Source organism: Acidovorax sp. JMULE5 (assembly GCF_013376875.1).
Taxonomy (GTDB): Bacteria; Pseudomonadota; Gammaproteobacteria; order Burkholderiales; family Burkholderiaceae_C; genus Acidovorax; species Acidovorax facilis.
The window spans coordinates 2,994,291-3,012,260 of sequence record NZ_CP035951.1 but is presented as its reverse complement, the minus strand read 5'-3'; the positions used below and the strand labels follow the sequence as shown (position 1 = coordinate 3,012,260).

Annotated in this window: 19 protein-coding genes; 15 read left to right on the top strand and 4 right to left on the bottom strand. The window is 66.1% G+C overall.

Annotation, left to right across the window (positions count from 1 at the left end; translation table 11 throughout):
* The first annotated feature begins 15 nt into the window (after positions 1-15).
* From EXV95_RS13590 to EXV95_RS13555, 8 genes are read left to right on the top strand one after another with little or no spacing between them, the layout of a single operon-like run.
* Positions 16-813, top strand: coding sequence for a cyclase family protein (locus EXV95_RS13590; RefSeq protein WP_176887257.1), 798 nt, complete (start codon positions 16-18; stop codon positions 811-813).
* A gap of 11 nt (positions 814-824) precedes the next feature.
* Positions 825-1,409: a cupin domain-containing protein gene (locus EXV95_RS13585; protein WP_176887256.1), complete on the top strand. Its 585-nt coding sequence runs from the start codon at positions 825-827 to the stop codon at positions 1,407-1,409.
* Positions 1,406-2,377 carry a tripartite tricarboxylate transporter substrate binding protein gene (locus tag EXV95_RS13580; protein ID WP_176887255.1) on the top strand — a complete coding sequence of 324 codons (972 nt, stop codon included), beginning with the start codon at positions 1,406-1,408 and terminating at the stop codon, positions 2,375-2,377. Before EXV95_RS13585 ends, EXV95_RS13580 begins: the two co-directional genes overlap by 4 nt.
* The gene (locus EXV95_RS13575) at positions 2,374-3,120 is read left to right on the top strand and encodes an SDR family NAD(P)-dependent oxidoreductase (protein ID WP_176887254.1); all 747 of its coding nucleotides are present in this window, start codon (positions 2,374-2,376) and stop codon (positions 3,118-3,120) included. Before EXV95_RS13580 ends, EXV95_RS13575 begins: the two co-directional genes overlap by 4 nt.
* Positions 3,121-3,136: 16 nt before the next feature.
* A complete protein-coding gene (locus tag EXV95_RS13570; RefSeq protein WP_176887253.1) occupies positions 3,137-4,114 on the top strand; it encodes a tripartite tricarboxylate transporter substrate binding protein in 978 nt (325 codons plus the stop codon).
* An 11-nt stretch (positions 4,115-4,125) separates the two neighbouring features.
* On the top strand, positions 4,126-5,121 hold the full coding sequence (locus tag EXV95_RS13565; RefSeq protein WP_176887252.1) for a fumarylacetoacetate hydrolase family protein: 996 nt from the start codon (positions 4,126-4,128) through the stop codon (positions 5,119-5,121).
* Entirely contained in the window at positions 5,121-6,122 is a 1,002-nt protein-coding gene (locus tag EXV95_RS13560) for an NAD-dependent epimerase/dehydratase family protein (RefSeq protein ID WP_176887251.1), read from the top strand. Before EXV95_RS13565 ends, EXV95_RS13560 begins: the two co-directional genes overlap by 1 nt.
* Positions 6,123-6,163: 41 nt before the next feature.
* Positions 6,164-7,708: a methyl-accepting chemotaxis protein gene (locus EXV95_RS13555; RefSeq protein WP_176887250.1), complete on the top strand. Its 1,545-nt coding sequence runs from the start codon at positions 6,164-6,166 to the stop codon at positions 7,706-7,708.
* Between the two features lie 163 nt (positions 7,709-7,871).
* On the opposite strand, the gene EXV95_RS13550 is transcribed toward EXV95_RS13555, so the two are convergent.
* Positions 7,872-9,053, bottom strand: coding sequence for a trans-acting enoyl reductase family protein (locus EXV95_RS13550; protein WP_176887249.1), 1,182 nt, complete (start codon positions 9,051-9,053; stop codon positions 7,872-7,874).
* Positions 9,054-9,347: 294 nt separating this feature from the next.
* Here EXV95_RS13550 and EXV95_RS13545 point away from each other — a divergent pair, with 294 nt between their 5' ends.
* From EXV95_RS13545 to EXV95_RS25160, 7 genes are all read left to right on the top strand, one after another.
* A complete protein-coding gene (locus tag EXV95_RS13545) occupies positions 9,348-9,836 on the top strand; it encodes a YiaA/YiaB family inner membrane protein (RefSeq protein WP_176887248.1) in 489 nt (162 codons plus the stop codon).
* A gap of 120 nt (positions 9,837-9,956) precedes the next feature.
* On the top strand, positions 9,957-10,439 hold the full coding sequence (locus tag EXV95_RS13540; RefSeq protein ID WP_121508389.1) for a hypothetical protein: 483 nt from the start codon (positions 9,957-9,959) through the stop codon (positions 10,437-10,439).
* 71 nt (positions 10,440-10,510) lie between these two features.
* The gene (locus EXV95_RS13535) at positions 10,511-11,305 is read left to right on the top strand and encodes a DUF2145 domain-containing protein (protein WP_176889041.1); all 795 of its coding nucleotides are present in this window, start codon (positions 10,511-10,513) and stop codon (positions 11,303-11,305) included.
* Positions 11,306-11,382: 77 nt separating this feature from the next.
* On the top strand, positions 11,383-12,438 hold the full coding sequence (locus tag EXV95_RS13530) for a zinc ribbon domain-containing protein (protein WP_176887247.1): 1,056 nt from the start codon (positions 11,383-11,385) through the stop codon (positions 12,436-12,438).
* Positions 12,439-12,561: 123 nt separating this feature from the next.
* On the top strand, positions 12,562-13,353 hold the full coding sequence (locus EXV95_RS13525; protein WP_176887246.1) for an acetoacetate decarboxylase family protein: 792 nt from the start codon (positions 12,562-12,564) through the stop codon (positions 13,351-13,353).
* Positions 13,346-13,789 carry a DUF2000 family protein gene (locus EXV95_RS13520; protein WP_176887245.1) on the top strand — a complete coding sequence of 148 codons (444 nt, stop codon included), beginning with the start codon at positions 13,346-13,348 and terminating at the stop codon, positions 13,787-13,789. The genes EXV95_RS13525 and EXV95_RS13520 overlap by 8 nt, the downstream gene beginning before the upstream one ends.
* The gene (locus EXV95_RS25160) at positions 13,780-14,595 is read left to right on the top strand and encodes an AraC family transcriptional regulator (protein WP_176887244.1); all 816 of its coding nucleotides are present in this window, start codon (positions 13,780-13,782) and stop codon (positions 14,593-14,595) included. The genes EXV95_RS13520 and EXV95_RS25160 overlap by 10 nt, the downstream gene beginning before the upstream one ends.
* A 73-nt stretch (positions 14,596-14,668) precedes the next feature.
* Here the strand turns inward: EXV95_RS25160 and EXV95_RS13510 are convergent, their stop codons facing one another.
* The 3 genes from EXV95_RS13510 to EXV95_RS13500 all read right to left on the bottom strand — a co-directional run bounded on the left by EXV95_RS13510 (position 14,669) and on the right by EXV95_RS13500 (position 17,968).
* A complete protein-coding gene (locus EXV95_RS13510) occupies positions 14,669-16,066 on the bottom strand; it encodes a GGDEF domain-containing protein (RefSeq protein WP_176887243.1) in 1,398 nt (465 codons plus the stop codon).
* 135 nt (positions 16,067-16,201) lie between these two features.
* Positions 16,202-16,771 (bottom strand): LuxR C-terminal-related transcriptional regulator, encoded by a 570-nt coding sequence (locus tag EXV95_RS13505; RefSeq protein WP_055392918.1) that lies wholly within the window; start codon positions 16,769-16,771, stop codon positions 16,202-16,204.
* 54 nt (positions 16,772-16,825) lie between these two features.
* Complete coding sequence (locus EXV95_RS13500; RefSeq protein ID WP_255484736.1) at positions 16,826-17,968, bottom strand: diguanylate cyclase; 1,143 nt, start codon at positions 17,966-17,968, stop codon at positions 16,826-16,828.
* Positions 17,969-17,970: the final 2 nt, after the last annotated feature.

Below are 17,970 nucleotides of genomic sequence, written 5' to 3'. Positions count from 1 at the left end.
TTTGTACCCCCTGCCATGACCAAACCCCAACGCCGCTTTGTGGACCTTTCCATCTATCTGGAAAACGATGTCCTCTCCGACCCGCCACCCTTGGCGCCGAAGATCACCTACCAGAAACACGCCGATACGTTGCCCGAGTTCATGACCATGATCCCCGGCACCCAGCCCGAGGACTACCCCGACGGCGAAGCAGCGGCTGCCGAATGGGTGACGCTGACCACGCACAACGGCACCCACCTTGATGCGCCGTGGCACTTCCACTCCACGCAGGATGCAAAGAACGGCGGTGCCCGCCCCTCCATCACCATCGACGAGGTGCCGCTGGAGTGGTGCTTTCAGCCGGGTGTGAAGCTGGACTTCCGCCACCTGCCCGATGGCTATGTGGCCACTTCGGCCGATGTAGAGGCTGAGCTGGCCCGCATAGGCCACACGCTGCAGCCGCTCGACATCGTGGTGGTCAATACCCGGGCTGGTTCGCGCTACGGGCACAAGGACTACCTGGGCGCCGGTTGCGGCATGGGCTACGAAGCGACGATGTACCTGCTGGAGCGTGGTGTGCGCCTCACAGGCACCGACGCCTGGAGCTGGGATGCGCCGTTTTCGTACACCGCCCAGCGCGTGGCAGAGACGGGCAACAAGGCTCTGATCTGGGAGGGCCACAAGGCAGGCCGCGATATCGGCTACTGCCACCTGGAAAAGCTGCACAACCTGGAGGCGCTGCCGGCCACGGGTTTCACGATCAGCTGCTTCCCCCACAAGATCCGCGGCGCCTCGGCAGGCTGGACGCGCGCGGTCGCCATTTTTGAAGACTGAGGAGTCCGCTCATGGGTTTTCCATCCATCCACCGCGTGGTCACTGGCCACAACACTCAAGGCCGGGCCGTGGTCGCCAGCCAGGGGCCGCTGCCCACCGTGGTCGAGATCGCCGCCATTCCCGGCACGGTGTTCCATGAGGTCTGGAGCACATTGCAATCGCCCGCCGTCGTGGACAACGGCCCGGACCCGACGCTCGGCCCGCTGGTGCTGCCGCCCCCGCAGGGTGGCACGCGCATTCGGTTCGTGGACATTCCGCCCGATACGCCCGAGTTCCTGGCCCGGGGTGCCGAGCGCATGCATGACGCCTTCAGCCAGATTGGCGATGCGGCCGCCTCTACGGTGAAGACGGACTCCCCCCATCCGCTCATGCACCGCACCGAATCGGTGGACTATGGGGTGGTGATCGAAGGCGAGCTGACGCTGGTGCTCGACGATGGCGAGGTGCAACTGCGCCCCGGCAGCGTGGTGGTGCAGCGTGGCACCAACCACGCGTGGGCCAACCGTTCGGGCGTGCCGTGCCGCATGTTGTTTGTGCTGGTCGATGGACGTTTTGAGTCCTCTCTGGCCGCGCTGGTGAAGGAGCAACAGCCATGAGCACGCGCCGTCAATGGCTGGGCGCTGCAGCGTCCACAGCGATGACGCCTTGGGCGTGGGCGCAGGCCCCGTTCCCCACGCGGCCCTTGAGCTGGGTGGTGCCTTACCCGGCCGGGGGCTTTGGCGACGCGATGTCGCGCCTGCTGGTGCAGAAGCTCGGAGAGCGCATGCAGCAAGCCGTGGTCGTGGAGAACAAACCCGGCGGTGCGGCGCAACTGGCGGCGCAGTACGTTAAGCAGCAGCCTGCCGATGGCCACACCTTGCTGTACGCCGACATCGGCCCGCTGGCCATGTACCCGGCGCTGTACGCCAAGCTGAGCTTCAGCCCCCTCAAGGACTTTGCGCCCCTGACGCGGTTGTTCAAGTCGCCACTGGTCGTGGTCGTGCCGTCGGGCAGCCCGTTCCAGTCCCTGGCTGACTTGCTGCGAGCGGCTGCTGCAGGTGACGGGCTCAACTACGGCTCCTACGGGCAGGGCAGCCAGCCCCATGTGTGGACCGAGCAGCTGCGCATCAAGACGCGCTCGCGCATGACCCATGTGCCCTATCAGGGCGCAGCGCCCGCGCTGCAGGACCTGATGGCCGGGCGCCTGGACTTCATGTGCGATGTGGTGGCTTCGAGCCTGCCGCTGGTGCGCGAAGGCAAGCTGCGCGCGCTGGTCAGCGTGGGCAGCGAGCAGCGCCTGCAAGTGCTCCCCCAGGTGCCCACCCTGACCGAGGCCGGGCATGCGGACCTCGATATTCCGGGCTGGAACGGTGTCATGGTGCGGGCTGGTACCCCTGCGCCGGTGGTCGAGGTGCTGCACAAGGCGGTGGTGGCCGCGCTGGAATCGCCCGAAGTGCTGGGCCGCTACCGCCCGCTGGGCCTGGAGCCTGCACCACTCACGCCAGCTGCATTCGGCGAGTTCATCCAGAGCGAATCACAGCGATGGGGCTTGGCCATTCGCCAGGCCGGGATCAAGGTCGAATGAGCCTCTTTGACCTGCATGGCCGCACCGCGCTCGTCACCGGTGCCACCCAGGGCCTGGGCCTGGCGATTGCGCGCACTCTGGCCGACCAGGGCGCCCGCGTGGTGGTCTCCGACCGCGATGCACTCGCCTGCGAGCAGGTGGCGGCATCGTTGCCGAACGCCATCGGTGTTGCTGCCGATATGGCGGTGCCCACAGCGATCACCGCGCTGGTGGAGCGCGCCGGCCCGCTGGACATCCTCGTATGCAACGCCGGTATCCAGGGACCCGCCGGCCCTCTGGCCGATGCCAGCGATGCCGACTGGCATAAGGTGTTTGACATCAACCTGCGGGCCGCAGCGCGGCTGTGTGCGCTGGCGCTGCCCGGCATGGCGGCGCGGGGCGGTGGCAGTGCCGTGCTCATCTCCAGCATTGCGGGCCTGCGCGGCAACCGTTCGATTGGCCTGTACGGTCTGACCAAGGCGGCCCTGGCCCAGCTGGCGCGCAACCTGGCTGTGGAGTGGGGCCCTGCGGGTGTACGGGTCAACGCCGTGTCGCCCGGCCTCATCCGCACACCGCTGGCCGAGCAGCTCATGGCAGATGAAGCCTTCATGGCCAGGCGCATCCAGGCCACCCCGCTGCGGCGTGCAGGAGAACCCGATGAGGTCGCCGGTGTGGTCGCCATGCTGGCCAGTCCCGCCGGGGCCTTTGTGACTGGACACAACCTGGTGGTTGATGGCGGCACCACCATCAGCGATGGGAGTTGAAACCGTGCACTGCATCTTGAACCGAAGAACCCTGATGGCGAGTGCGTTGGCGCTCCCGGTGAGCACCTGGGCGGCCACTTGGCCCTCACGGCCGTTGCGTATCGTCCTGCCGTTCGCGGCCGGAGGCAGCTCTGACCTGGTGGCGCGCCTGCTGGCCGACAAGCTGGGACAGGCCCTGGGTAGCCCGGTGGTCGTGGAGTCGCGCGCTGGGGCCAACGGCATCATCGCCTCGGAGGCGGTGGCGCGCAGCACAGACGGGCATTCCCTGCTGTGGGTCAGTGCGGCCCATGCCATCAATGCCAGCCTTTACCCCCGGCTGCCGTATGACAGCCAGCGTGACTTTGCCCCTGTGGCCCTGGTGGCCAGCCCAGGGCCCATGGTGATTGCGGTGCCAGCAGCTCTGCCGGTGCGCAATCTGCTCGACCTGATTGAGCTGGCCCGGCGAAAGCCCGGGCAGGTCAGTTACGCATCGGCCGGGATCGGTAACGTGCTGCATCTGGCGGGCGAGATGCTGGCGCAGCAGGCCGGAGTGCAGCTGCTGCATGTGCCTTACAAAGGCGCTGCGCCCGCCCTCAACGACCTGGCGGCTGGGCAAGTCAATCTGATGTTCAACAGCGCCCTGGCCGTGGCCCCGATGGTCAAGGACGGGCGCGTCCGCCTGCTGGCTCAGACCGGCGCACAGCGCTCGCCTGCCTTGCCCGCCGATCTGCCCACGGTGGCCGAAACGCCGGGCCTGGCGGGCTTTCAGGTCACGGGCTGGTTTGGTCTGCTGGCGCCTTCTGCCATGCCTGCCGATGCGATCGCTCGGCTCAACGCCGAATGTGTGCGCATCCTGGCCCTGCCCGAGCTGCGCGAAAAGCTGGCCTTGCTGGGCAGCGCCGATACACCCACCCAGAGTGCGCGCGAATTTGGCGCATTTCTGACCGCAGAGACAGACCGCTATGCCCGCGTCATCCGGGCTGCGGGGCTGCGTCTTGAAACACCTTCTTCCTGATAGGACTGGCGATGCGATTTGCAACTCTGAAAGACGGCAGCCTGGACGGCCGCCTGGTACTGGTTTCCTCGACCGGCTTGCAGGCCGTCGATGCCGCCCCGATAGCGACCAGCTTGCTGGCAGCCGTGCAGAACTGGGATGCCGTGGAACCCGCCCTGCGCGAGCGCGCCGCTGCGCTGGAGGCGGGTACGGTAACCGGCATCTTCGCCTTCGACCCCGCGACCTGCAGTGCCCCCTTGCCGCGCAGTCCGCAGTGGCTGGATGCATCGGCGTTCCTCAACCATGGCCGCTTGATGGAGCGGGCATTCAACACGCCGCCCATTCCGCATTTCGACACCATCCCCGTCATGTACCAGGGCGCCAGCGACGACTTTCTGGGCCCTTGCGATGACGTGCCCTTGCCCAGCGAAGCCGATGGGATTGATTTCGAAGGCGAGTTCGGCGTCATCTGTGGCCCGGTGCCCATGGCCGTGACGCCTGAAGCGGCATTGAACTGTGTGCGTTTGGTGGTGCAGATCAATGACTGGAGCCTGCGCGCGCTGGGCCCCCACGAAATGAAGACGGGCTTTGGCTTCCTGCAAGCCAAGCCGTCTACCAGCTTTGCCCCTTTGGCCGTGACGCCGGATGAATTGGGCGACGCTTGGCAGGGTGGGCGGGTGCATCTACGATTGCATGTGGACTCCAACGGCAAGTGGTTTGGCCACCCCCATGGCGGAGAAATGAATTTCAGTTTCGGCCAGCTCATTGCCCACGCGGCTCGCACACGGCGGCTCACGGCCGGCACCATCATCGGTTCGGGCACGGTGTCCAACCAGGCGCGCGATGCAGGCTCTGCCTGCCTGGCCGAGCGGCGCGTGATCGAGATACTGGACGAAGGTGCGGCCAAAACGCCGTTCATGCGCTACGGTGACCGCGTGCGCATGCAGGCACGCTGGCCCGATGGCCGTGATGGGCCTTTTGGCGTGGTGCATCAGCGCGTGGTGGCGCCTAGTACCGAGGTGCGCTGATGCACACCGTCGTCACAGGCGCTGGGGGCTTTGTGGGTGCGGCCCTGGTGCAGCGTCTTCGCGCGCAGCCCCAGGGTTTGGGGGGGGTAAAGGCTTTGCGCCTCACACTTGTGGACCGCACGGCCCCCACCGGCGCCCAGGTGCCCGGTGTGCGCTGGCATGTGGGCAGCTTTGCCGATCCAGCCCTTTTGCAGGCCTTGCACAACGATCCGCCGGACTGTGTGTTCCACCTGGCGAGCGTGCCCGGGGCATTGGCAGAGCGCGAGCCTGCACTGGGCGTGCAGGCCAATTTGCTCGACACCGTGGCCCTGCTGGAGGGGTTGGCTGGCCCGGTGCGGGAGAAGATCGCCAGCGCGCCTCGGTTGGTGTTTGCAAGCTCGGTTGCGGTGTATGGCGAAGTCGGCCCGGACCCCATGACGGAGGATCACCCCCCCCGGCCCACTTTGAGCTATGGCACCCACAAGTGGGCCACTGAGTTGCTGCTGGCCGACTACAGCCGCCGTGGAGAGCTGGATGCCTGCAGCCTCCGGTTGCCTGGCGTTGTGGCCAGACCGGTTTCCGAGAGTGGGCATGGCTCCGCTTTCATGAGTCAGATCTTTCACGCACTGTCTGCGGGGCGACCTTATGTGTGTCCCGTGTCACCGCAGGCCACGGCCTGGTGGATGTCTTTGGAGCGGTGCCTGGACAACCTTCTGCTGGGTGCCCGTCTGCCTGCCAGCGCCATGCCCGCCTCGCGCTGCTGGCAACTGCCGGTGCTACAGGCGTCCGTAGATGCTGTGGTGAAGGCGATCGCCCAACAAACCGGACGAGACATCACCACTTATCTGCGCTATGCGCCAGACGCTCGCACGGAAGCACTGTTTGGGCGGCAGCCGACCGTGCACGCCGCATCTGCACAGGCCGCAGGCTTTGTGGATGACGAGTCTGTTCAGGCGATGGTAGCGCGTGTGCTGGCTTCTTTGCCACCGGTCGATAGCGCTGCAGATGCGCGAACGGCGTGAAATGACGGCCCCATGGATGCTCTGACCTGGATGGAACTCGGATGAAACTACTTCGGCACCTCAGTGTGGCGCAGCAGCTCGTGGTCGGCTTTGGTGTCGCCCTGCTGGTGTTGATGGCGCAAAGTCTGATGGGGTTTGTCAACGCTGGAAAGACGCTTCAGATCGTCCGTGGTGAGGCAGCGCAGGCCATGGCCCACCATGCGTTCTCGTTGGACATACAGAACGCCTTGAAGGACGAGGAGCTTCACCTTCGGCGCATGTCCGTGCAGATGGACGGCCGGCGTATTGCCGACGAAGCGCAGGGTGCGCGGGAGGCTGCTGAGCGGGTGACCAAGGCACTGAGCCAGCTTGCGCAGTCCGGTAATGGTGCGAGGTCTCAGCCGCTGGTTCAAGAATTGAGCGAGTTGGTCCTGCAGGCTGCTCCGGTCAAAGACGAAGTGATCGCGCTGGCCACCGCGTTGCAAACAGATCAGGCCAACAGCTTGTTTGACGAGAAGTTGGATGCATTGTCCCAGCGCAGGCAATCTGTGGCGCAAGCGCTGGCTGCCGCAGAGAAGCAAATACTGGACAGCACCTTTGCCTCCATCTCCGCGCAGGCCGAGCGAGATCGGGTGATGACCGTCATCCTGGTTTTGGTGGGGGGCAGCATTGCTGTTGTGGCGGCTTGGCTGTTGTACCTAAGTATCACGCGTCCGCTTACGGCGGCGGTGCGCGTGGCAGATTTGGTAGCGGACGGTGACCTGGGTGTTCAGTGCGACTCTGATGCATCCAATGAATTGGGTGCCCTGATGCGTGCATTTGACCGTATGGCATTGCGCATGCGCCTGGCCATCCAGGAGGTGCGGCTGGCCTCTGGCTCCACGCTGTGCGCCGCAGGCGAAATTGCCTCGGGCAATATGGATCTTTCTATCCGCACAGAGCGACAGGCCCTGGCGCTTCAGAGTGTGAGCCAATCGATCGAGGATGTAGCCCAACGCGTGTCGAGCAATGCCGAGCTGGCTCGTCAGGCGCAGCGGCAGGCCCATGACGCCGCAGGCATGGCGTCGGACAGCGCTGAAAAAGTGCGCCGATTCACCGAGACCATCGAGGCCATCCTGCGCTCGTCGCAACAGATGTCTGACATCGTTTCGGTCATCGACGGCATTGCATTTCAAACCAATATTCTTGCGCTCAATGCGGCCGTCGAGGCAGCGCGGGCGGGCGAGCAGGGAAGGGGCTTTGCCGTAGTGGCCTCAGAAGTTCGCACGCTTGCGCAGCGCTCATCCACTGCCGCCCGAGAGATTCGCGATTTGATCCATCTCAACCTGCAAACGGTGGAAACAGGCGCCTTGCAGGCTACACAGGTGGACAGCAGCATCCGGAACATGGTCGGCGCGAGCGAGCAGGTTGCCGGGGTGGTTGCCGATATTTCCCGTTCTACCGAATTACAAGCGGCCAGCATTGGCCAGGTGCACGTCGTGATCCACGATATTGACGAAGGTATTCGCCAGAACGCGGCATTGGTGGAGGAGGCCGCGGCATCGGCGGCGAGCCTGCGTGGCCAAGCGGAGGCTCTGGATCAGACACTCGGGCGTTTCAGGGGGTGAGGTGGCGTCATGGGGTGGTTTTGATATCTCAGCGCCGGTCTGGTGGGCGGCGCTGAGATTTTTGTATCGCTCCGTGGCGCGTCGATGACCTCGCAAATGCGCGCGCTTGTTGCCAGCACGTCGTGCTGCGTGGAGCGCCTGCGATCGGTGAAATGCTGTGTGCTCAGGCCGTCTCGACCGCAAAGCTCAAACCTGCGTTCGCCTGGAGCTGCGCAATCAGCTTGTCGCCCAGGGCTGGGGCCGTGGTCCAGATGCCGCCAGCCGTGTCTTTGGCGTCCTGCAGCAGGCACACTGCGGCTTCGGTGATCATCTTGGAGGTGGAGCCGTAGCCCGGATCACGGTCGCCCTTCACGCCCACGCGCAAGGTGTTACCTGCATCGTCGGTACCCAGGAACAGCACGTCGTAGAACCCGTTCTCACGCTCTTCGCGCGAAGGGCCTTCGCCGGGCTTGGGGCCTTTGTCCGAGCCCAGCGACTTGTCGCCCGCCACCGCGTTGGCGATGGCCTCGCCCTTTTCGCCAGGGCCGGTGATGAGCATTTCGTCGTAGACAAAGTCGGTGCCATAGGCGTGCTGCAGCAAGAAGTTGGAGCGGTGCACATTGCGCGTGTTGATGGCGGCCATCACGAACGGGGCCACCCAGACGCCATCGCCCAGGGCCTCGTCCACCATGGGCTTGTGGCCGGTTGGCTGGCGCGGGCCTTCAAACCCGGGCGTGAGCGAAAAGGGGTTCTTCAGCAAATCCAGCACCGCAGGGTTGGTGGCAGCCGCGGCCATGGTGGCCTTGAGGCTGGCGGCGGTGCCGCCCGAGAAGGTGCCCTTCATCTTGCGCACCCGGCCGCGCACGCGCGGGGCGGGGTGGCCGAAGCGCTGGGCAAACTCCTTTTGCAGCAGGAACACGCCCAGGTCGAACGGGATCGAGTCGAAGCCACACGAGAACACAATGCGCGCGCCGCTGGCCTTGGCTGCAGCTTCGTGCGCATCGATCATCTGGCGCATCCAGGCGGGCTCTCCGCACAGGTCCACGTAGTCCACACCGGCCTGGGCGCATGCGGCCACGAGTTCGTTGCCATAGAGCTGGTAGGGGCCCACGGTGGTCAGCACCAGGCGCGTGGCGTCCATCAGCGCTTGCAGGCTGGCGGGGTTGCTGGTGTCGGTCACGACCAGCGGAGTGTCGGCCGGTGCGCCCACTTCGTCGCGCACGGCGGCGAGTTTGTCGGCGTTGCGGCCCCCCATGGCCCAGCGCAGGCCGCTGCCAGCGGGGTAGCGCTGGAGCAGGTATTCGACCACCAGGCGGCCGGTGAAGCCGGTGGCGCCGTGGACGACGAGGTCAAAGGGTTTGGTCATGGTGTGGGTCTCCGTCCATCAAAAAAGCAAGCACGTGCAGCGATCAGGGGCTGCCACGCCGGGGTGTCTGCCATTGTCTTTGGCGGGGCCTGCAGGCTCTGTCGCGCAGGTGCGTTGCAGGGGCTGCGTAGGGCCAGAACAACGGATTTCGGCTAGTTTGTCGTAAAAAAGTACCGCCAAACGATACCGGGCAGCCTGCGGGTAGCCACTGTTACGGTTCAATGCAGACACGCAAGTTACGTCTGGGCACCATTCGCTCCGTGTTCAACCAACGCCCCCCGGGGCACCACTGCAATGTCTTCTTCTCCCATCGTTGTTCAGCGTGACACCAAGGCCTGGCAGTTGCAGGTGTGGGTCTCGTTCGGCATCGCGGTTTTTCTGTGTGCCGTGGGCCTGGCATGGCTGCCTGGCGAGCAACTGGAGCAGGCCTTCATGGTGATGGGCTATGTGTTCTGCCTCTCGGCCGCGTTTGTGTTGGCCAAGTTTGTGCGGGACAACGAAAGCGCTTCGCGCCGTGGCGGTGGCGACACCCCCATGTGGAAGCTGGTGGTGTGGGGCGGCTTTGCGGTGGCCATGGGACTCACGGGTTGGGGCCTGATGAGCATGGACATCAATGTGACCTACAAGGCCTTTCTGGGCGTGAGCTGGCTCTACCTGATCACCACCGCCTTCACGCTTGCCAAGATGCTGCGCGATCGCCACGAGGCTGATCTGATGGACGCCCGCCTGCAAGGCCGCCGCGAAGCCGCCCATGCGGCAGCCAACGGCAACAGCGCGAACTGATCGCATCGAATGTGCGCAGGCGGCAATCCGCCGCCTGTTCGGGTGATTTTTCTTTCGGGTCTTTCGACCCGGTTTCTCCGGCACCCCGGGTGCGCGGTGAGGCCGCATTTTGAGGAGTGAATGATGATGAATGCTGTGTTCTCTTCGTGGGGCTCTGCCCGCCTGTCTCGCGCTCTGCTCGCGGCCGGTGTGGTGTGTGCCGTGATGGCCACCACCCCCGCACGCGCCCAGAGCGAGGCCTCTGCCGCGCTGTCGCTGTTGCCGGTGGCCTCGGTGGTAGGCACGGCGTCTGTGGCTTCCGCTGCTGCGGGCGCAGTGGTGGCAGTGCCCGCAGCGTTGTCGGTGGGCGGCGCGGTGCTGTCCGTGAAGGCGGTGGAGGCCTCGGCCGTGGGCACGGTGTACCTGCTGGAGCGTGCCTCGGACGGCGCCCAGGTGAGTGTGGAGGTGGTCGGCCGTGGCGTTGCGGGCTCAGCCTACGCAGTGGGCACGGTGGTGACCTGCAGCGTGATCGGCACGGGCGTGATCCTGTCGGCAGCGGGCGAGGCGATTGCCTTTGTGCCCAACGCCATCGGTCGTGCCTTGCTGCACAACGAGCGCCTGTAAGGAGCGGCACGATGGTGAAAGCCCTGAACCTTGGTCGCGGTCCTGCGCAGCGCATCCCTGCTGTGGTGGGCATGGTGTTCCTCGCCGGTGCCGCGCTCCTGGCCGCCACCCCGGCCCACGCTGGCCGCTCCTGCGAATCCCGCAAGCCCGTGCCGCCGCAGGTGATCGAGCGCGGCATGAAGCTGGCCGAGCAGACCTCGGCCGCGCTCGATGCCGAGCACGCCAGGTCGGGCGCACAGGTGGTGGCGCTGGCCCGCGCGGGCCAGGACCTGAGCAAATACGGCCTGCGCTACTCGCACATGGGCTGGGCCTACAAGACGGCCGAAGGCCCCTGGCGCGTGGCGCACAAGCTCAACGAATGTGGCACGGCGGTCGGGCACCTGTACCGCCAGGGCCTGGGCGAATTCTTCCTGGACGACCTGTGGCGCTACGAAGCCGTTTACGCCGTGCCCACACCCGAGGTGCAGCAGCGCCTGATCGCCGTGCTGCAGGACAAGGGCCGCACCAAGGCGCTGCAGCATCCGCCCTACAGCATGGTCAGCTACGCGTGGGGCCGCAAATACCAGCAGTCCAACCAGTGGGCGCTGGAGACCCTGGCGCTCGCCATGGAGCCCGCCACCGTGCGCTCGCGCGACCAGGCCCAGGCCTGGCTGCAGTTCAAGGGCTACGAGCCCACCACGCTCAAGCTTGGGCCGCTCACGCGTATGGGCGGGCGGGTCGGCTCGGCCAACATCGCGTTTGACGACCACCCGAACGAAAAGCGGTTTTCGGACCGCATCGAAACCGTCACCGTCGACTCGGTGCTGGCCTGGCTGCAGCGCGCGCAACTGGCGGCACCGCCTGTGGTGCTGGTGGTAAAAAATTGAATAGAAATGGCCTCTAGCGCCTATTGGATAAGCGCTAACAGCTATTAAATGCATAGTATTTCCAGAGGGGAATGATCATGAGCAAATCCCTGCGGCTGTCTGAAAAATGGTTTCGCCGTGGCCTGTGGCTGGTGGCGCTGGTGTTTGCCAGCTTCCTCATCGGCCTGGGGGGCACTATCGTGGGCGACCTGCCCAAGGTCGAGACCCCGCTGCGGGTGGACGACTTTCTGGACAAAGCCGCAGCCGACAAGCTGCGCGCCGAAGTCAAAACGGCGCGCCAGGCCGAGCAGGACGCGCAGACCGCGCTGGAGCAGGCCCAGCTGCAGCGCAGCAAGGTGCGCAGCGAGGTGCAGGCAGAAAGGGCCAGCCTGAACAACTGGCTGGCCACGCGCAGCGCCACCCAGCGCGCCGACCAGGACCCCGAAGTGCTGGCGCGCACCCAGGCGCTGGACGTGCTCAAGCTCGCTGAACGCAAGACCCAGCAGGCGGTCGAGGCGCAGCAGCAGGCTGCGCTGGATGCCCGCCAGACCGCAGCCGCCCGGCAGGAGCAGTTGAACCGCATGGAGTCCGACGGCTACGTGAAGCTCAATGCCGAGCGCCGCAAGGTCGAGCTGCGGGTGTTCCTCTATCGCCTGGCCCTCACGCTGCCGCTGCTGGCGGCCGCGGGCTGGCTGTTCGTCAAGAAGCGCAAAAGCACCTACTGGCCGTTTGTGTGGGGCTTCATCTTCTTTGCGTTGTTTGCCTTCTTTGTGGAGCTGGTGCCTTACCTGCCCAGCTACGGCGGTTATGTGCGCTACGTGGTGGGCATTGCCGTGACGGCCGTGGTGGGGCGCTACGCCATCCTGGCGCTCAACCGCTACCTGGAGCGCCAGAAGCTGGCCGAGTCTTTGCCCGACCAGGAGCGCCGCAAGGAGCTGAGCTACGACGTGGCCCTGGCCCGCCTGGCCAAAAGCGTGTGCCCTGGCTGCGAGCGGCCGGTGGACCTGAAAAACGAGAAGATCGACTTTTGCCCGCATTGCGGCATTGGGCTGTTCGACCATTGCGGCCACTGCAGCACCCGCAAGAGCGCTTTTGCACGCTTTTGCCATGCCTGCGGCACGGGGGCGGGGGTGAAGTTGGCGAGCGAAGACTGACGCAGGTGAATAGGTCGTGTCCCTGGGCCCTGCCGCCCAGTGCGGCGCGTTGGGCCCCCTGCGCGCCTGCGATGTTCACATCCGTTCTATCGGAAGCGCGACTGACTGGCCAGAATCGTCGGCATGCATTCCCACCATTGGCCCCACCAAAGTTTCACCGCTCCCTTCACGACCACCGGCCGCTCCGCGCTGGTGCGTCCGCCACCCTGGCACTACGCGGGCTGGCTGCTCAACGTCGCCTTTCGGTTCGACGCACTAGCGGCGATGCCGCTGGTTCCTGATGCTGTTGGCAGGCCGGTGGGCACAGGGTGTGTGCACTTTGCCGACTGGCAGGCCTGTACAGACGGTCATGAATTGCTGGATCCAGTGCTGTCGCAGTACCGAGAAACCATTGTGGTGCTGGAGGTTGAACGGCCTGACGGGAGCCGTTGCATGTACTGTCCTGCCATCTGGGTTGACCAGGATATCTCCATGGTGCGGGGTCTGCTGCAGGGGTGGCCCAAGAAGATGGGCAGCACCTGGCTGACGCGCAGCTTGCCGCTGGACCAACCCGCAGCGGCACCTTTGCGCAGGGGGAGCAAACTGGGCGCCAGCCTTGCGGTGAAAGACCGCCGCCTGTTTGAGGCGCATGCGGAGTTCACCGGCCAGCCAGGGCGACCGCTGGGATTTCTGACGCAGGCGACCATTGGTGCCGTGGGCTGGGCCGATCTGCGGCAGCCTGAACAGTTTCCCGAGTTGGCGCTTGTCAAGCCAGACATCGTGGCGCGCACGGGGGGCTGCTGGCATGAAGTCTCTGCCTGCCTTCGCATGGCTTCGCACCCGGGAGAGGACATTGGCCTGCTGGGCGACTTGGTGGTTGAGGACGCCAGTGCGGGCTGGTTGGGGCTCACCGTGGCGGGAGCGCGCGATGCCTGACGCGTTGTCTGCCCCTGCCGATCCGGCCAAGGTGGCCATAGTGCTGGCGGCGGATCTGGCGCCCGGGCCTGCTGCCAACATTGCCGCGTGCATTGCCGCAGGCTTGGCAGCTTCTCGCCCGGACTGGGCTGGTCGGGCACTGGTCGATGCATCAGGATGGAGATCTGTGTCGTCCTCGCATGTGCCCATCACCATCCTGAAGGCGCCAGTCACTGCGATGAATGCGCTGCTCAGGCGCCTGACCGAAGGGCCAGCGCAGGACAATGGCCGTATTTCACTATTTCCAGCCTATGCGCATGCCATCCACGAAAGCAGCGAATACTGGCACCGCCATGGTCTGGTGTCGCACGCTGAAGAGGCGATGCTCGGTGTCGGTTTGGTCGGCGCAAAACGTTGGGTGAGCAGCATGACTGGGAGCCTGCCGCTATGGCGTTGAATCGATCTGAAGTGCGACGTCTGCACCTGTCCGATCTTGCGCAGGTGCACCATCAGCAGCCTGAACAGGAGTGGGTGCCACACTGGCATGAAGAGTGGTCTTTCGGCGCTGTGCTGGAGGGTCAATGCTGCTGCAGCGTTGCCGGACGTCCGTTTGTCGCGCGTGCCGGTGATTTGATTGTGATACGGCCAGGTGTCGTTCACGTGGGGGCGCTGACCGATCCTGCGCACACAGGTGCCGTGCACCTGGTCATGTTGTATGTTCCGCCCCCCTATTTGGCACAGTGGGGTCTCGCAGGGCCTGAGCGCAGCGGGGCAATACGCGCCCCTGGGCTTGCTGGTGCAGCCGCGCGGATGGCCTGCGCAAACGATGTGCGAGCCTGGCTGGACAGCGCAGTGCCCCTTCTTGCCGATGCGCTACCGCTGGACCGAAGCGCTGCTGATCCCATCCCCACCAAGGCGGTACGCGTGCTCATCGAGGGGGTGCGGTCTGCCGTCCTGGGGGGCGAACAGACGGTCTCTGGGTTGGCGAGGCACTGCGCTGTCAGCCGGGAGCGTGTGCATCGGGTGCTCAGGCAATGGCTAGGCATGGCACCCCGGGAGTACTTGCGTGCCGTCCGCCTGCTCCGCGCAAAACAACTGGTCATGAACGGAGAGCCGGTGGCCTCTGTGGCGGCGGAATGTGGGTTCTCTGACCAGGCGCACTTCACGCGCTGGTTCCGGCGCACATTCGGCTACACGCCCGGTGACTTGGTGCGTGCGATGTCCCGTGACGCGGAGCGCGACCAGGCTGCATCCATAAAGTAGACACAGCACTCTTGTCTTGATCGCAGTGGGCGTTGGCAGCACCGATGCCTTGGCATCGACGCTGCGTTTGTTTTCATCCCACCATCACCCGGTTGCGGCCCTCTGCCTTTGCGCGGTACAACGCTGCGTCGGCCGCCAGCAGCAGGGTGTCCATGTCGGCGTCCGAGCCCATGGTGGCGCTGTGCACCAGGCCAATGCTGACGGTGGCGCGTTGGGGGCCGTCCTCTACCGGGTCAAGCGCCTGATGCTCCACGGCGCTGCGCACGCGCTCGGCAATGGCCTGGGCCTCGGTGGGGGACACTCCGGGCAGCACGGCAGCAAACTCCTCGCCACCCAAGCGGCCCAGGGCGTCGTGGGGGCGCAGCGCGCGCGCCATGGTCTGGGCAATGCTGACCAGCAGCCGGTCGCCCGCGCCATGCCCGTGTTGGTCGTTGACCTGCTTGAAATGGTCCACGTCCACCATCATCACCGCCAGCCCGGTGGACTCGCGCTGGTAGCGTACCAGCAGGCGGTCGCCTTGTTTGAGCAGCGCGCGGCGTGCCAGGACACCGGTCAGGTCGTCGTGGCGCACGGCGTGGTCCAGGCGGCGCAGGGCTTCGGCGCGCGCCGCGCTGGCGCAGGCCACGGCCAGCGGCCCCAGTGCCAGCAGCGTGACGCCCACACGCAGCGAGAACACGTCGCTGGCATGGGCTGGCGTGAAGTTGAGCACGCCGGTGGCCACGCCGGCCATGGTCCACAGGCACACCACCAGCGACAGCAGGCTGGAGACAAACGGGCTGTAGCTGAGCGCGCACCACAGCAGCCCTGGCACCACAAAGGCCAGCATGCCGGGCCCCCCGATCACGGTGCGCACGCCTTCGGCCAGCAGCAGCGAGCTGACCGGTGCCACACGCCAGATCAGGGGCACCTCCTGCGTTGCGGGCGGCGGGTCGTCGGCGCGCGGCGCGGCCAGCACCACCGGCACGATGAGCATGTAGTTCATGAGTTCGGTGCTGAACCACAGGGACAGCAGGTCGGTCCACGGGCTGTTGAAGTAGACCGGCGCGGCGCCGCAGCCTGCCAGGGCCCCCACGGCACTGGCTGCCAACGCAGCCAGCAGCAGGTAGAGGGCTGAGATGGTGCGCTGCAGGCGCCGGATGCGTTCGTCCAGCCGACGCAGCACCAGCCAGCCCGCGGTGGCGCCCAGCAGGTTGGCGCCGTTGAGCCACAGGGCCATGGACCAGGAGCTGCCCGTCACCAGGTCTGCCGCCACATAGCCCACGGCGGCAGCTACCCAGGCTGGCGGGCGCGCCAGCCTGGGATAACGCACCAGCAGGCCCAGCAGCAGCGCATTGGCGGGCCAGAAGACCGACAGAAAACCGATGGGCCGCGCAAAGATGCCCACCAGGCAGGCGGCGAAGATCAGCACGGACAAACACAGCCAGGCCAGGGGCGGCGAAAGCGGGCGGTGGAGCAAAAAAGGGCGGTACATGGGGGCAGCAGTTGATGGGCGGGGAGCGGCGCGCGCGTCAGTGCCGATTGTCCCCGGGCCGGGTGCGCGGGAGACGCCGCCGCGTTGGCTGGGGAAACAATTGTTGATGATTCCCTGTGAGATCGTTGCCCGCTCTCAGGTGTTGCCCAGCAGCAGCGCCACCAGCTCCCCCGTGCTGCTGGCCCCCAGCTTGCGCATGAGCCGCGCGCGGTGGGCGTCCACCGTGCGGTGGCTGATGTCCAGGTAGCGCCCGATCTGCTTGCTGGTGGCGCCGGTGACGATGTGCTGGGCGATTTCGCGCTCGCGCAGGGTCAGCGGCGTGCTCACGGGGCGGCGGTGCGAGATGTCCTCGAACATCCACACCGCCCGTGCAAACGGGTCCGACCGGTCCAGTGCCCGGCCCACCACGTGGCACCAGAACAGCGAGCCATCGCGCCGTCGCATGATGCGCTCATCGGCATAACTTCCCGACGCCTTCATCGCCTGCAGGCCCAGGTGGCCCGTGTGGGTGAACTCTTCGAACGAGGGGTACAGCGGCGCCAGCGGCTGGCCCAGCAGCTCGGCCTGCTCGTGGCCGAACATGTGGGCAAAGGCGTCGTTGCAGATCTCGATACTGCGCTCGCGCGTCACGCACATGCCCACCGGGGCCAGGTTAAAGGCCAGCTCCAGCGCTTCGTTCAGGGCGGCATAGGGCGGTGCGGGCATGGGGTGGGATTCTGCCGCAGGTCAGCGGCGCGGCTCGGGTGAGAAGGACCGGTTTCAGGTAGTGCGCTCGTGCGTTGTCACCACGCGGTTGCGGCCCGCGCGCTTGGCTTCGTACAGCGCCCGGTCGGCCGCAGCCAGCCAGTCAGCCCAGGTTCCGCCGGGGGAGGTCACGCAGGCCAGTCCAATGCTCACGGTGACGGGGATGTCCTCGCCCAGCTCGGACAGCCGGATCTGCTGCACGGCCCCGCACAGGCGCTGGGCGATGGCGCTTGCAGCACTGGCGCTGGCGTCCGGCAGGTAGACCAGGAACTCTTCACCGCCCATGCGGGCCAGCAGGTCCGAATCGCGCAGCTGGCGGCGAAGGGCGTCGGCCGTGGCGACCAGCACACGGTCGCCCGCCGCATGGCCGAAGCGATCATTGATGTGCTTGAAGTGGTCCAGGTCGAGCTGCGCGATGGCGCTGCCCACGGGCAGCCGCGCGGGCAGCATGGACATGGCCCAGCGCCGGTTGCCCACGCCCGTGAGCGTGTCGGTCTGCGCCACTTTTTCCAGGCGCACTTCGGCGCGCTCGTTGGAGAGGGACGAGACCATGAGCGCAACGCCAAAGTGGCAGAACATCTGCACGGAGAACGCCAGCGCAAAGCCCTGTGGGCTGGCGGTGTGCGTGGCGATGTACAACAGCTGCAGGGCAAAGGTGCCCGCGCTGGCCAAGAGCAGCCCGGCCAGCAGGGGACGCGATGGCAGGGGTTCGGTGCGGCGGTCGCGCCACACCTCCCAGGCTGCCGCAGTCAGTGACACTGCGGCGGTCAGGTGGAAGGCGCCTGCGCGCAGCAGGTTGTCCAGCGGAAACTGCGTGACCAGGCCCAGCACCAGCCAGCCTCCGGGAACCAGGACCAGGACCAGCACCGCAGGCGGGACGCGCCTGCGGCCGCTCAGTGCCCGTGCACCTGCCCAGAAGAGGGTGTACCCCAGTGCCCCGAGCAGCAGGCTGGTGTGGCTCCAGAACCAGAGCGGTAGCATGGAATATTCACCCTGGCCTGCCAGTTCGGCACCAACGGCCAGCAGCAGGTAGGCGGCTGCCAGGGGCTTGAGCCCTTGCGGGCGGCACGAATGGCGGCTGACATGAAAGATGCTCAGCGCCCCCGCCACCAGCGCGGTCTTGTAGAGCAGGAGGATGGTCGGGAGGTCAAGCTGCATAC

Excerpts from the sequence above, each read along its gene's own strand:
- EXV95_RS13590 (WP_176887257.1), top strand. The coding sequence starts at position 16 with ATGACCAAACCCCAACGCCGCTTTGTGGACCTTTCCATCTATCTGGAA.
- EXV95_RS13585 (WP_176887256.1), top strand. The coding sequence starts at position 825 with ATGGGTTTTCCATCCATCCACCGCGTGGTCACTGGCCACAACACTCAA.
- EXV95_RS13580 (WP_176887255.1), top strand. The coding sequence starts at position 1,406 with ATGAGCACGCGCCGTCAATGGCTGGGCGCTGCAGCGTCCACAGCGATG.
- EXV95_RS13575 (WP_176887254.1), top strand. The coding sequence starts at position 2,374 with ATGAGCCTCTTTGACCTGCATGGCCGCACCGCGCTCGTCACCGGTGCC.
- EXV95_RS13565 (WP_176887252.1), top strand. The coding sequence starts at position 4,126 with ATGCGATTTGCAACTCTGAAAGACGGCAGCCTGGACGGCCGCCTGGTA.
- EXV95_RS13560 (WP_176887251.1), top strand. The coding sequence starts at position 5,121 with ATGCACACCGTCGTCACAGGCGCTGGGGGCTTTGTGGGTGCGGCCCTG.
- EXV95_RS13555 (WP_176887250.1), top strand. The coding sequence starts at position 6,164 with ATGAAACTACTTCGGCACCTCAGTGTGGCGCAGCAGCTCGTGGTCGGC.
- EXV95_RS13550 (WP_176887249.1), bottom strand. The coding sequence starts at position 9,053 with ATGACCAAACCCTTTGACCTCGTCGTCCACGGCGCCACCGGCTTCACC.
- EXV95_RS13545 (WP_176887248.1), top strand. The coding sequence starts at position 9,348 with ATGTCTTCTTCTCCCATCGTTGTTCAGCGTGACACCAAGGCCTGGCAG.
- EXV95_RS13540 (WP_121508389.1), top strand. The coding sequence starts at position 9,957 with ATGATGATGAATGCTGTGTTCTCTTCGTGGGGCTCTGCCCGCCTGTCT.
- EXV95_RS13535 (WP_176889041.1), top strand. The coding sequence starts at position 10,511 with ATGGTGTTCCTCGCCGGTGCCGCGCTCCTGGCCGCCACCCCGGCCCAC.
- EXV95_RS13530 (WP_176887247.1), top strand. The coding sequence starts at position 11,383 with ATGAGCAAATCCCTGCGGCTGTCTGAAAAATGGTTTCGCCGTGGCCTG.
- EXV95_RS13525 (WP_176887246.1), top strand. The coding sequence starts at position 12,562 with ATGCATTCCCACCATTGGCCCCACCAAAGTTTCACCGCTCCCTTCACG.
- EXV95_RS13520 (WP_176887245.1), top strand. The coding sequence starts at position 13,346 with ATGCCTGACGCGTTGTCTGCCCCTGCCGATCCGGCCAAGGTGGCCATA.
- EXV95_RS25160 (WP_176887244.1), top strand. The coding sequence starts at position 13,780 with ATGGCGTTGAATCGATCTGAAGTGCGACGTCTGCACCTGTCCGATCTT.
- EXV95_RS13510 (WP_176887243.1), bottom strand. The coding sequence starts at position 16,066 with ATGTACCGCCCTTTTTTGCTCCACCGCCCGCTTTCGCCGCCCCTGGCC.
- EXV95_RS13505 (WP_055392918.1), bottom strand. The coding sequence starts at position 16,771 with ATGCCCGCACCGCCCTATGCCGCCCTGAACGAAGCGCTGGAGCTGGCC.
- EXV95_RS13500 (WP_255484736.1), bottom strand. The coding sequence starts at position 17,968 with ATGCAGCTTGACCTCCCGACCATCCTCCTGCTCTACAAGACCGCGCTG.